This window comes from Brevundimonas sp. UBA5936, assembly GCA_002430835.1.
In the GTDB taxonomy this organism is placed as follows: domain Bacteria; phylum Pseudomonadota; class Alphaproteobacteria; order Caulobacterales; family Caulobacteraceae; genus Brevundimonas.
On record DJDA01000129.1, the window covers coordinates 5,983 to 18,971 of the forward strand.

Annotated in this window: 9 protein-coding genes and 1 pseudogene (1 of these 10 running past the window's edge); 7 read left to right on the forward strand and 3 right to left on the reverse strand. The window is 66.4% G+C overall.

Annotated features, from left to right (window positions below):
* Positions 1-495, reverse strand: partial view of a LysR family transcriptional regulator gene (locus tag B2Y21_RS13445; RefSeq protein ID WP_292060350.1) — the 5' portion only. It extends 315 nt beyond the left edge of the window; the window shows 495 of its 810 coding nt (coding positions 1-495); it begins with the start codon at positions 493-495; the stop codon falls past the left edge of the window.
* A gap of 104 nt (positions 496-599) precedes the next feature.
* On the opposite strand from B2Y21_RS13445, the gene B2Y21_RS13450 reads away from it, so the two are divergent.
* Positions 600-2,102 (forward strand): CoA-acylating methylmalonate-semialdehyde dehydrogenase, encoded by a 1,503-nt coding sequence (locus tag B2Y21_RS13450; RefSeq protein ID WP_292060351.1) that lies wholly within the window; start codon positions 600-602, stop codon positions 2,100-2,102.
* A gap of 175 nt (positions 2,103-2,277) precedes the next feature.
* On the opposite strand, the gene B2Y21_RS13455 is transcribed toward B2Y21_RS13450, so the two are convergent.
* Positions 2,278-3,690, reverse strand: coding sequence for a short-chain fatty acyl-CoA regulator family protein (locus B2Y21_RS13455; RefSeq protein WP_292060352.1), 1,413 nt, complete (start codon positions 3,688-3,690; stop codon positions 2,278-2,280).
* A gap of 155 nt (positions 3,691-3,845) precedes the next feature.
* Between B2Y21_RS13455 and B2Y21_RS13460 the strand changes: the two genes are divergently transcribed.
* Genes B2Y21_RS13460 through mce form a run of 6 tightly spaced genes read left to right on the forward strand, consistent with a single transcriptional unit; the run spans position 3,846 to position 12,137 of the window.
* The gene (locus B2Y21_RS13460; RefSeq protein ID WP_024353138.1) at positions 3,846-5,381 is read left to right on the forward strand and encodes an acyl-CoA carboxylase subunit beta; all 1,536 of its coding nucleotides are present in this window, start codon (positions 3,846-3,848) and stop codon (positions 5,379-5,381) included.
* Positions 5,382-5,390: 9 nt separating this feature from the next.
* Positions 5,391-6,197: a toll/interleukin-1 receptor domain-containing protein gene (locus B2Y21_RS13465; RefSeq protein WP_292060353.1), complete on the forward strand. Its 807-nt coding sequence runs from the start codon at positions 5,391-5,393 to the stop codon at positions 6,195-6,197.
* A gap of 8 nt (positions 6,198-6,205) precedes the next feature.
* On the forward strand, positions 6,206-8,182 hold the full coding sequence (locus B2Y21_RS13470; RefSeq protein WP_292060354.1) for an acetyl-CoA carboxylase biotin carboxylase subunit: 1,977 nt from the start codon (positions 6,206-6,208) through the stop codon (positions 8,180-8,182).
* Complete coding sequence (locus B2Y21_RS13475; protein ID WP_292060355.1) at positions 8,183-9,562, forward strand: methylmalonyl-CoA mutase family protein; 1,380 nt, start codon at positions 8,183-8,185, stop codon at positions 9,560-9,562.
* Positions 9,559-11,718, forward strand: a complete 2,160-nt coding sequence (gene scpA, locus B2Y21_RS13480) for a methylmalonyl-CoA mutase (protein WP_292060356.1) — start codon at positions 9,559-9,561, stop codon at positions 11,716-11,718. The genes B2Y21_RS13475 and scpA overlap by 4 nt, the downstream gene beginning before the upstream one ends.
* Complete coding sequence (mce, locus tag B2Y21_RS13485; RefSeq protein ID WP_292060357.1) at positions 11,715-12,137, forward strand: methylmalonyl-CoA epimerase; 423 nt, start codon at positions 11,715-11,717, stop codon at positions 12,135-12,137. The genes scpA and mce overlap by 4 nt, the downstream gene beginning before the upstream one ends.
* Positions 12,138-12,372: 235 nt before the next feature.
* Here mce and B2Y21_RS13490 read toward each other — a convergent pair.
* Positions 12,373-12,989, reverse strand: a pseudogene (locus tag B2Y21_RS13490) (TonB-dependent receptor); the annotation flags it as partial.

Sequence of the window (12,989 nt, forward strand, 5' to 3'; positions counted from 1 at the left end):
GGCGTAGAGCGCCAGTTGATAGGTGGTCAGCGGCTCGACGATCAGACGCGGCCCGGCAGCGGGGCTGAGGGTGATGGCCATGTCCACCTCGCGGCGGCTGGGCGACAGGAAGCCGGAGCTGGCCGCCAGTTCGACGTTCAGCCCCGGATGCGCCGCCAGCAGGCCGGGCAGGGCGGGGGCCAGCACCGCGCCGCCGAAGCCTTCGGATGCGCTGATCCGCACGGCGCCCGCGATCAGGTCGGGCTGGGTGACGCGCCCGGCGGCCTCCATCGCGCTTTCAGCGTCCAGCGCCCGCTCCAGCAGCTGGGCGCCGGTGGCCGTCAGGTGCAGCCCGGCGGCCGAGCGCACCAGCAGGGTCGACTTCAGCGCCGTCTCCAGCCGCGCCACGCGCCGCCCGACGGTGGCCGCGTCCACGCCCAGCCGCTGCGCCGCCGTGGCCAGCGACCCGGCGCGCGCGGCCGCCAGAAACACCCTCAGATCATCCCAGTCGAACATATGCAGATATGCACATCATCACCTGCAAGATTGCAATGGGCCTGACCGGCCCGCTCTGCTAGGGCAGGCTCACGAAGAACCATAATCATCGGGAGAGACGTTCAATGCGCGATATTCGCCACTTCATCGACGGTGCGGCTTTTGATGGGGCGTCGGGCCGCTTCGGCGACGTCTTCAACCCCAACACCGGCGAGGTTCAGGCCCGCGTCCAGCTGGCGACGCCGTCGGAACTGGATCGCGCGGTCCAGTCGGCGCAGGCCGCCTTCGAAGGCTGGTCCGCGACCAACCCGCAGCGCCGCGCCCGCGTCATGTTCGAGTTCAAGCGCCTGGTCGAGGCGAACATGAACGAACTGGCCGAACTGCTGTCCAGCGAGCACGGCAAGGTCATCGCCGACTCCAAGGGCGACATCCAGCGCGGTCTGGAAGTGATCGAGTTCGCCTGCGGCATCCCCCACGCCTCGAAGGGCGAATACACCTATGGCGCCGGTCCGGGCATCGACGTCTATTCCATGCGCCAGCCGCTGGGCGTGGTGGCGGGCATCACCCCGTTCAACTTCCCCGGCATGATCCCGATGTGGATGTTCGGCGTGGCCATCGCCGCGGGCAACACCTTCATCCTGAAGCCGTCCGAGCGTGACCCGTCCCTGCCGGTGCGTCTGGGCGAGCTGATGATGGAGGCGGGCGCGCCCAAGGGCGTGCTGAACGTCGTCCACGGCGATAAGGTGGCGGTCGACTCCATCCTCGAACACCCGCTGATCCACGCCGTCAGCTTCGTCGGTTCGTCCGACATCGCCCACTATGTGTTCCAGAAGGGCGCGGCCCACGGCAAGCGCGTTCAGGCCATGGGCGGGGCCAAGAACCACGGCATCGTCCTGCCCGACGCCGACATGGATCAGGTCATCAAGGATCTGACCGGCGCGGCCTACGGCTCGGCCGGCGAGCGCTGCATGGCCCTGCCGGTCGTGGTGCCGGTCGGTCAGCGCACCGCCGATGAACTGCGCGAGCGTCTGGTCTCGGAAATCCCGAACCTGCGCGTCGGCGTCTCGACCGACGCCGAGGCCCACTATGGCCCGGTCGTCACCCAGACCCACAAGGACAAGGTTCTGGGCTGGATCAACAAGGGCGTGGAAGAAGGCGCTGAACTGGTCGTCGACGGCCGCGAGTTCAGCCTTCAGGGCCACGAGAAGGGCTTCTTCATCGGCCCGTCGCTGTTCGACCACGTCAAGCCCGAGATGGAATCCTACAAGGAAGAGATCTTCGGCCCGGTGCTGCAGATCATGCGCGCCGCCAGCTTCGAGGAGGCGCTGAGCCTGCCCAGCAAGCACCAGTACGGCAACGGCGTCGCCATCTTCACCCAGAACGGCCGCGCGGCCCGCGACTTCGCCGCCCGCGTCAACGTCGGCATGGTCGGCATCAACGTGCCGATCCCGGTGCCGGTGGCCTATCACTCGTTCGGCGGCTGGAAGCGTTCGGCCTTCGGCGACATCAACCAGCACGGCATGGAAGGCGTCCGCTTCTGGACCAAGACCAAGACCGTGACGGCCCGCTGGCCTGACAGCGATCTGGAGCACGCGGACTCGAGCTTCGTCATCCCGACAATGGGCTGATCCTGACCCTCTCCTGATGGGAGAGGGCTTGAGCCTCCAAGAGCCGAAGGCGATTGGCTAAGGCAAAAGGGTGAGGGTTCCGAAGTCAGCCGTTTTGCGACGGCTTGCGCCGACTGAGGTCGGGAACCCTCATCCGCCCCTTCGGGGCGCCTTCTCCCATCGGGAGAAGGAATAATTATGTGAGCGTATACGGGATCACCCCCCGCTCATTCTCCGGCACGGCCAGCGTCCGGTCGATCGGCGGAAACGCCCGCTGGGTGCAGTCCGTCCGCTCGCAGATGCGGCAGTTGACCCCCATGCGCGTCGGCGGGCCGTTCAGGTCCAGCCCGTCCGCATAGACCAGCTGCGCCGCGTGCTCGATCTCGCACCCCAGTCCCAACGCATAGCGCCGGTCCGGCTCCAGGAATGACCCGCCCGGCTTGGACACGCTCTTGGCGATGCAGACGTAGCGGGCGCCGTCGGGCATCTCCGACAGATTGACCAGAATGCGGTCCGGCGCGCTGAACGCCTCATGCACGTTCCACAGCGGGCAGGCGCCGCCGAAGCGGGCGAACTGGAAGCGCGTCGCGCTGTGCCGCTTGGTGATGTTCCCGGCCATGTCCACCCGCGCGAAATAGAAGGGCACGCCGCGCCAGCCGGGCCTCTGTAGCGTGCTTAACCGGTGGCAGGCCTGCTCGAAGCTGACGTGGAAGCGGTTGCGCAGGCGGTCAACGTCGTGACGCAACTCCCGCGCCGCTTCCAGAAAAGCACGATAGGGCAGCAGCAGCGCCCCCGCCGCATAGTTGGCCAGACCGACCCGGCACACGTCGCGCGCGGCGGGAATGTCGAAGGCGGCGCGGTCCAGTTCGTGCTCGATCAGGTCTTCGAACCGCAAGCGAACTAACTGGTGCGCCATCTGGAAGGCGCGAGTGGCGCCGGGCAGGCTGGCGTCGACATAGAGGATGCGCGCGCCGGGATCGAAGCGCCGCATGGCGCCGCGCCCCTGACCCGTAGCGACGCGCACGCCGCACAGGTCGTTGAGGGCGGCTTCCAACTCGCGCTCCGGATGGACGCCGTCGCCGAGGTTCAGCCGCGCGGCCAGATCCTCGGCCGCCCGGTCCAGCGCGTCGATGTAGTTGTCGCGATAGTGGAAGAAGTCGCGCACGGCTTCATAGGGCAGGGCGGGGGCGGCGTCGGCGGCGTGTTCGTCGCGGCCCAGCGTCTCGTTCAGCGTCTTCAACCGCTCGTCCAGACGGCGATAGTCCTGATGCAGGGCCAGGAATTGACGCGCCAGCCGGGGCGCGTTCATGGCCGCCTGTTTGAGTTCGCCCGCCGTCGCCGCCTCGGCGTGGCCCGCCACGTCGGTGGTCGCCTCGCGCAGGTCGGCGATCAGGCGGGCGTCGCCGTCCAGATCGAACAGGCTGGCGTCTACGTCGAAGGCCCGCGTCAGGGCGATCAGCACCCGCGCCGTGGCCGGGCGCTGGTTGGTCTCGATCTGCGACAGATAGGAGGGCGACAGCGCCAGCCGCCCGGCGCACTGCTCCAGCGTCCAGCCGCGCGTCTCGCGCAGCTTGCGGACCTTGGTCCCGAGGTAGAGTTTCTCAGCCATGATCCGCGCCGTTATGAAGGCGTTGCAACTTTGCAAAAACGCCTGTCCGCCTTGGCAGGCTTACGCACTTACGCATCTTTTGCAAAGTTGCGATTGCCTTTTTGCAACCAAGCGGCTTGTTGGACCCTGAACGAAGTCAGGGAGTCGCTCCAACCATGAGCCAGGCCATCCTCGAGGAACTCGAGCGCCGTCGCGCCGCCGCCAAGCTGGGCGGGGGCGAGAAGCGCATCGCCAGCCAGCACGCCAAGGGCAAGCTGACCGCCCGCGAACGCATCGGCGTCCTGCTGGACGAAGGCTCCTTCGAAGAGACCGACATGTTCGTGGAGCATCGCAGCCACGACTTCGGGATGCAGGATCAGCGCATCCCCGGCGACGGCGTCGTCACCGGGCGCGGCACGATCAACGGCCGTCTGGTCTATGTCTTCTCGAAGGACTTCACCGTGTTCGGCGGCTCGCTGTCGGGCGCCCATGCGGCCAAGATCGTCAAGATCCAGAAGATGGCCCTGACGGCGGGCGCGCCGATCATCGGCCTGTTCGACGCCGGCGGCGCGCGGATTCAGGAAGGGGTGGAGAGCCTGGCCGGTTACGCCGACATCTTCCTGCAGAACACCCTGGCCTCGGGCGTCATCCCGCAGATCTCGGTCATCATGGGCCCGTGCGCGGGCGGCGACGTCTATTCGCCCGCCATCACCGACTTCATCTTCATGGTGAAGGACACCTCCTACATGTATGTGACCGGCCCCGACGTGGTGAAGACGGTCACCAACGAGGTGGTCAGCCACGAAGACCTGGGCGGCGCCCGCGTCCATGCGGGCAAGTCGGGGGTCGCCGACGGCGCCTTCGAGAACGATCTGGAGGCCCTGTCGGAGGTGCGCCGCCTGATCGGCTTCCTGCCGCTGTCGAACCGCGAGACGCCGCCGGTTCGCGAAACCTATGACGAGCCGGATCGCGATGAGGCCTCGCTGGACACTCTGGTCCCGGCCAATCCGAACCAGCCCTATGACATGAAGGAGCTGATCCTGAAGACGGTCGACGAGGCCGACTTCTTCGAGATCGGCGCGGACTTCGCCAAGAACATCATCTGCGGCTTCGGCCGACTGGACGGCCAGCCGGTCGGCATCGTCGGCAACCAGCCCCAGACGCTGGCGGGCGTGCTGGACATTGACTCCAGCCGCAAGGCCGCGCGTTTCGTGCGCTTCTGCGACGCCTTCCACATCCCGCTGGTCACGTTTGTGGACGTGCCGGGCTTCATGCCGGGCACGAAGCAGGAGTACGGCGCCCTGATCAAGCACGGCGCCAAGCTGCTGTTCGCCTATGCCGAGGCCACCGTGCCCAAGCTGACGGTCATCACGCGCAAGGCCTATGGCGGCGCCTATGACGTCATGAGCTCCAAACACCTGCGCGGCGACGTCAACTACGCCTGGCCCACCGCCGAGATCGCGGTCATGGGCGCCAAGGGCGCGGTCGAGATCATCTTCCGCAAAGAGGCCGGCGACCCCGAGGCCCTGGCGGCGCGCGAGGCCGAATACAAGGAACGCTTCGCTAACCCCTTCGTCGCGGCGGGTCTCGGCTACATCGACGACGTCATCATGCCCCACGGCACGCGCCGCCGCCTGATCAAGGCGCTGAAGACGCTGAAGAACAAGACCCAGGAAAATCCCTGGAAGAAGCACGACAACATCCCGCTGTAGGTGCCGTAAATGCTTTGGCTCACGTACTCATGGGAAGATAACAAAGATGGTGATGTCGATTATGTCGTGTCGCATCTCCAATCTTCTGGAGTTCCTGTATCAATAGACAGGTTCACTCTATCTGCCGGTAAACATATTTGGGATCAGATTAGCGATGCTATTTCTGATCCGATCAGCTGTAGCGCTTGGGCGATATATTCTACGAAGGCGAGCTTCTTAAGTCCCGCGTGCCACGAAGAATATCAAATAGCTTTGACGCGGGCCTTGGCTGCGCGCGGGAATAGCTTTCCAATTTTCGGGCTTTTTCCCGAGACATATGACAGTGCCTTGCTTCCGGTTCCGCTTCGGTCCCGGTTGGCCGTGTCATTGTCTGATCCTGAATGGGTCGAACGCGTCAAAGCTGCGGCGGAGGGGCGGGGACTCAATATTGGACCTGCGCCAGTCGACCGCTTCCATGTCCGGGTGCATCCGCCAAAAAACGGCGGCTCTGTTATTGAGATTAGGGTCCGGGCTGGGAGGTTGTTTCCGATTGCGATCGGAGTTCCAGAAGGACAAAAAGACCGAGTCCAGTGCTGGCCTGGTCCGTCAAACTATCCTGATCATGCAGCCATAGTCTCTACGACTGAAGCGCACGGTGATGGAATGGATATGACTATCCTCAATCATCCCGTAACACCGACTGAGAGCGCCTACATCTGGCTGAAGGAGATGCCAACCTTCATCAAAATAGGCGAAGTGACGTCGCGAGATGATAAAATTGGGCATGTGAAGTGGGACTTCACATTGCAGCCCGAACAAATGTTCTTGAGCCGATAGGGGCTGCTATGTTCTCCAAAATCCTCATCGCCAACCGGGGCGAGATTGCTGTTCGCGTCATCAAGACCTGCCGTCGCATGGGCATCAAGACAGTGGTCGTCTACTCCGACGCCGACGCCGGGTCGCTGGCCTGCGAGATGGCGGACGAGACGGTGCACATCGGCCCGTCGCCCGCCGCACAGTCCTATCTGATCCAGGACAAGGTCGTGGACGCCGTGAAGCAGACGGGGGCGCAGGCCGTGCACCCCGGCTTCGGCTTCCTGTCGGAGAACGCCGGGTTTGCGCGGCGTCTGAAGGCCGAGGGCATCGCCTTCATCGGGCCGAACCCGGAGGCGATCGACGCCATGGGCGACAAGATCACGTCCAAGAAGTTCGCCGCCGAGGCGGGCGTTTCGACCGTGCCGGGCCACATGGGCTTGATCGAAACGCCGGACGAGGCGGTGAAGATCGCGCGCGAAATCGGCTATCCGGTCATGATCAAGGCTTCGGCCGGGGGCGGGGGCAAGGGCATCCGCGTCGCCCATTCCGACGACGACATGGCCGAGGGCTTCGCCGCCGTGAAGGCCGAGGCGCTGAACGCCTTCGGCGACGACCGCGTCTTCCTCGAGAAGTTCATCGTCGATCCGCGCCACATCGAGATTCAGGTGCTGGGCGACAAGCACGGCAACGTCATCCACCTGTTCGAGCGTGAATGCTCGATCCAGCGCCGCAACCAAAAGGTCATCGAAGAGGCGCCGTCGCCCCTGCTGGACGAGGCCACCCGCGCCGCCATGGGGGCGCAGGCCGTCGCCCTGGCCAAGGCGGTGAACTATGACTCGGCGGGCACGGTCGAGTTCGTCGCCGGTCAGGACAAGAGCTTCTTCTTCCTGGAGATGAACACCCGTCTGCAGGTCGAGCATCCGGTGACGGAGCTGATCACCGGCGTCGATCTGGTCGAGCAGATGATCCGTTCGGCCTGGGGCGAGCAGTTGGCGATCAAGCAGGACGACCTGTCGATCAACGGCTGGGCCATCGAGAGCCGCATCTACGCCGAAGACCCCTATCGCGGCTTCCTGCCGTCGATCGGCCGTCTGGTGCGCTACGAGCAGCCGGAAGAGGGCGATCAGGGCGACTATACGGTCCGCAACGATTCCGGCGTCCGCGAGGGCGACGAGATCAGCATGTTCTACGACCCCATGATCGCCAAGCTGTGCGCATGGGGCGAGACGCGCGACGACGCCGTACGCGGCATGGCTCGCGCGCTGGAGGACACGCATCTGGCGGGTCTGGGCCACAATGTGCCCTTCCTGGCGGCGGTGATGGATCAGGAACGCTTCCAGTCCGGCGAACTGTCGACCAGCTACATCAAGGACGAGTTCCCCGACGGCTTCCACGGTCTGGCGCTGACGCCCGAGCAGGTGAAGATCCTGATCGCCTCGGCCGTGGCCATGAATGAGGTCATCGCCGAACAGGACGGCGACCCCAGCGAGCGCACCGACTGGACCGTCCTGATCGACAAGGCGGCCTATGAGGTCGAGGTCGGCTATGACGAGGCCGAAGACCTGATCGTCGCCATCGATGGCGAGGAACTCTCCCTGTCCGAGATCGACTGGCGTCCGGGCCTGTCGCTGTTCAAGGCGGTGCTGGACGACGACGCCTTCACCGCCGAGGTGAAGCGCGCCGCCGACGGCTTCGACATCCGCCACCGCGCGGCGCGGGCGCGGGTGCGCGTGCTGCGTCCTGACGTGGCGCACCTCTACGCCCTGCTGCCCGAGAAGCAGGCGGCGGACACGTCCAAGCTGGTGCTGTCGCCGATGCCGGGTCTGGTGGTCGACATCCCCGTGACCCCGGGCCAGGAGGTCAAGTCCGGCGAGACCGTGGCCATCATCGAAGCCATGAAGATGCAGAACATCCTCAAGGCCGAGCGCGACGGCAAGGTGAAGGCGGTCAAGGCCAAGGCCGGCGATCCGGTCGCCGCCGACGACGTGCTGGTGGAGTTCGAGTAAATGACCGAGTTCGCCGTCCCGACCCCGCTGGAGTGGCGCGAGGCCGCCGTCAAGGCGCTGAAGGAGCGTCCGCTGGAGAGCCTCATCCACCTGGATGCGGACCAACTGGCGACGAAGCCGCTGTATGGGACGGCGAATGGGGGCGAGCCTGTATTCGCGCCCCGGCCCTCGGATTCCGAAGGCCGGGCGTGGGACGTGCGGGCGCTGAACGAGGGCGAGGACGCGGACGCCCTGAACCGCGCCGTCCTGACCGATCTGGAGAACGGGGCGGCCTCCGTCCTGATCGCCGGCCCGATGACGTCGGACGCTGTGAAGCTGGCGCGCGCGCTGGACGGGGTGGCGCTGGAGCTGGCGCCGGTGGCGCTGGACGCCGGGTTCGACGGCGTGAAGGCGGCCGAGGCCCTGTCGGCGGCCGCCAAGGGATCGCCTCGCGCCAAGCTGGCCTTCCACCTCGATCCGATCTCGGCCTGGGCCGAGGCGGGCGGGGCGCCGGGCGGTTTCGCAGCCCTTATGTCCGAGACGGCCAAGGCGGCGGCGACCCATGCCGCGACCTATCCCGAGGCGACGCTGTTCATGGCCTCGGGCCGCGTGGCGCATGAGGCGGGCGGTTCCATCGCGCAGGAACTGGCCTTCGCCGCGTCCTCGGCCGTGGCCTATGTGAAGGCGGCTGTGGCGGCGGGCCTGTCCGTCGAGGCAGCGCTGAAGGGCGTCGTGCTGAGCGTCGCCGTGGACCAGACCTATTTCGACTCTCTGGCCAAGATTCGCGCCCTGCGTCTGATCTGGGCCAGCGTCTCCAGAGCGTTCGGCGCCGAGATTCCGGCGATCATCGAGGCGCGCTCGTCGCGGCGGATGCTGTCGGCGCGTGATCCGTGGCCGAACATGCTGCGCCTGACCGCCGCCGGGTTCGCCGGGGCCGTGGGCGGGGCTGATGCGGTGGTGCTGGACGGCTTCACCCGCGCGGCGGGCCTGCCGGACGACTTCGCCAGGCGTCAGGCGCGCAACACCCAACTGATCCTGATGGAAGAGTCCAACCTGGGCCGCGTGGACGATCCGGCCAGCGGCTCCTGGTATCTGGACGCGCGCACCCGCGAATTGGCGCAGGCCGCCTGGGCCGAGTTCCAGATCTATGAGGCCGAAGGCGGCGTCATCGCCTGTCTGGAAGGCGGAGTGATCCAGCCTCGCATCGCCCGCGCGCGCGACATGGCTGAGAAGGCCTTCAAGGACGGCGCCGCCCAGATCGTCGGCGTCACCAAATTCGTCGACCCGGACGTGCGTTCCGCGCCGGTGACGCCCGCGCCCGTCGCGACCGCCGCTGTCGGGACGTTCGAGGCGCTGGCGCCTGTCCGCTTCGCCGCCGCCTTCGAGGAGGCCGCCCAATGAGCTTTCCTGATTTCTCCAAGGTCGCCCTCGACCTCGACGCCACCGGCGCCGGGCCGGACCGCGCGGCCTGGACCACGCCCGAGGGGCTGACGGTCGAGACGGCTTATGGGCCGGATGCGCTGGACGGGCTGGACTTCATCCACGGCCTGCCGGGCTTCGCTCCCTTCGTGCGCGGGCCCTATCCGACCATGTATGCGGGCGCGCCCTGGACCATTCGCCAATATGCGGGCTTCTCGACCGCCGAGGAGTCCAACGCCTTCTATCGCCGCAACCTGGCCGCCGGTCAGAAGGGCCTGTCGGTCGCCTTCGATCTGGCCACCCACCGGGGCTATGACAGCGACCATCCGCGGGTGAAGGGCGACGTCGGCATGGCGGGCGTGGCCATCGACTCCATTCTGGACATGCGGACCCTGTTCGACGGCATTCCGCTGGACCAGATGTCGGTGTCCATGACGATGAACGGGGCGGTGCTGCCGATCCTGGCGCTCTACGTCGTGGCGGGCGAGGAGCAGGGCGTCGATCACGCCAAGCTGACCGGGACCATTCAGAACGACATTCTGAAGGAGTTCATGGTCCGCAACACCTACATCTATCCGCCCGCGCCCTCGATGCGGATCATCGCCGACATCTTCGAGTGGACGGCGAAGGAAACGCCCAAGTTCAACTCCATCTCCATCTCCGGCTATCACATGCAGGAGGCGGGGGCGTCGGCGGATATCGAGCTGGCCTACACTCTGTCGGACGGGATCGAATACCTGCGCGCGGGCAAGGCGGCGGGCATGGAGATCGACCGGTTCGCGCCGCGTCTCAGCTTCTTCTGGGCCATTGGCATGAACTACTTCATGGAAGTGGCCAAGATGCGCGCCGGCCGCCTGTTGTGGGCCGAGGCGGTCAAGCGCGAAGGCGGCGTCAATCCGAAGTCCCTCAGCTTGCGGACCCACTGCCAGACTTCGGGCTGGTCGCTGGCGGCGCAGGACGTGTTCAACAATGTGCCGCGCACCATGGTCGAATGCATGGCGGCGGCGGGCGGCCAGACGCAGAGCCTGCACACCAACGCCCTGGACGAGGCGCTGGCCCTGCCGACCGACTTCTCGGCCCGGATCGCGCGCAACACCCAGATTTTGGCGCAGGCCGAGACGGGCCTGACGCGCGTCATCGACCCCTGGGGGGGCAGCTTCTACGTCGAGCGCTTGACGCAGGAGCTGGCGACCAAGGCCCGCGCCCTGATGGAGGAGGTCGAGGCCTACGGCGGCATGGCCAAGGCCATCGAGGCGGGCATTCCCAAGCTGCGCATCGAAGAGTCCGCCGCCAAGACGCAGGCCCGCATCGACACGGGCCAGCAGACGGTCGTGGGCGTGAACAAATATCTGAACCCCGTGGTCGACGACATTCCGATGCTGAAGGTCGACAACGCCGAGGTGCGCGCCCGCCAGATCGAAAAGCTGCAACGCCTGAAGGCCGAGCGGGACGAGCCGGCGACGCAAGCCGCGCTGAACGCCCTGACCGAGGGCGCGCGCGGCAATGAGAACCTGATGGAACTGGCGGTGCGGGCGGCCCGCGCCAAGGCCACCGTCGGCGAAATCTCCGACGCGCTGGAGGCCGCCTTCGGCCGCCACATCGCCACGGTGAAGACGGTCTCGGGCGTCTATGCGAAAGAGGCAGGGAACGATCCCAAGGTCGCCCGCGCCCGCGAAATGGTCGCCGCCTTCGTCGAGAACGACGGCGGCCCGCCGCGCATCCTGATCGCCAAGCTGGGGCAGGACGGCCATGACCGGGGTCAGAAGGTGGTCGCCACCGGATACGGCGATATCGGCTTCGACGTGACGGCAGGGGCGCTGTTCCAGACCCCGGCCGAGGCGGCCAAGGATGCGGTCGAGAAGAACGTTCATGCGGTCGGCGCCTCGTCGCTGGCGGCGGGGCATCTGACGTTGGTTCCCGAGCTGAAGGCCGAACTGGCGAAGTTGGGGCGCGAGGACATCATGATCGTGGTCGGCGGGGTCATTCCGCCGTCGGACGTGCAGCCCCTGCTCGATATGGGCGCGGCGGCCGTCTATCCGCCCGGCTCCGTGATCGCCGAGACGGCGGCCGACCTGATCGAAAAGCTGAACCAGCGTCTGGGCTATGCTCAGCCCGCGCCTGTGGAGACGAAGAAGTGATCGGCAATCTGAACCACGTGGGCGTCGCTACGCCCTCCATCGCCGAGTCGATCAAACTGTATCGCGACGTGCTGGGCGCGACGAAGATCGGAGAGCCGTTCGACCTGCCCGCGCAGGGGGTAAAGGTCTGCTTCATCGACACGCCGACGGCCCAGATCGAGCTGATCGAGCCGTTCGACGAGACCAGTCCGATCACCGGCTTTCTGGCCAAGAACCCCAAGGGCGGACAGCACCACGTCTGCTTCGAGGTGGTCGATATCCATGCCGCCATTGCAGAGATGCGCGCCAAGGGCGTGACCATCCTCGGCACGGGCGAGCCCCGCATCGGGGCGCACGGGACGCCGGTGGTCTTCCTGCATCCCAAGGAGATGGGCGGGGTTCTGATCGAGCTGATGGAAACGCCGAAAGAGGCGCACTGAGCTCCGGTTTTGTAAACCGATGTAGGCCAAAGGCCCGGTCTCGCGACCGGGCCTTTTTTTGATGCCTTCTTCGTCGTTATCCTCGGACTTGATCCGAGGATCGGGCCACCCGTCTGCGTGACGGCGGACAGGAAGAGCGCGCCGGTCCCCTCGATCCTCGGATCAAGTCCGAGGATGACGGCGGAGGGGGCCAGTTAAGCCGCCCTTCCTTCGTTAGTGGCGGTGGTGCGGCCGATCAGTACAAGATCTTCCGCAGGCTGATGCGGAACGTGCGGCCCAGCGGGTCGAGGTAGTCGGGCTGATAGGACAGGGGCGTCTCACCCAGGCCGTCGCGGACCTTCAGGCGCTGGTCGAAGATGTTCTCGACGCCGACGCTGACGCGGGCGCCCTTCAGCCACGGGTAGCGCGAGACCAGGCTCTCCCGCGATGACAGGTCGGCGAACAGGTTCAGGTTCACCGTCGTCAGGTCCGAGAAGCTCAGGTCGTCGTCGGGCGACGAGCCGCCGTTGATCCGCGTGGACTCTTTCCAGTTGGCGTTCAGGAAGCCGCCCATGCCGCTCTTGAAGGCGCCCATCTGCAGCTGGACTTCATTGCGGGACTGGCCGCCGCGCGCGCCGATGGCGGCGCCGTCCAGCAGATCGAGCACCGGCAGGCCGTCGCGGATCGTGATCTCATCCTGGATGCGATAGGTGTGATAGAGCGAGACGTTGAAGCGCCCCTGGCCCGGCATCATGCCGCCGCCGCGGTTGCGCCCGCCGCCAGACTGCATCCGCATTCCGCCGCCAGGGGGCGGGCCGCCCGCGCTGTGACCTCCCGGAGGCGGGCCGCCCTCGACGCGCATGACCGTCGGCG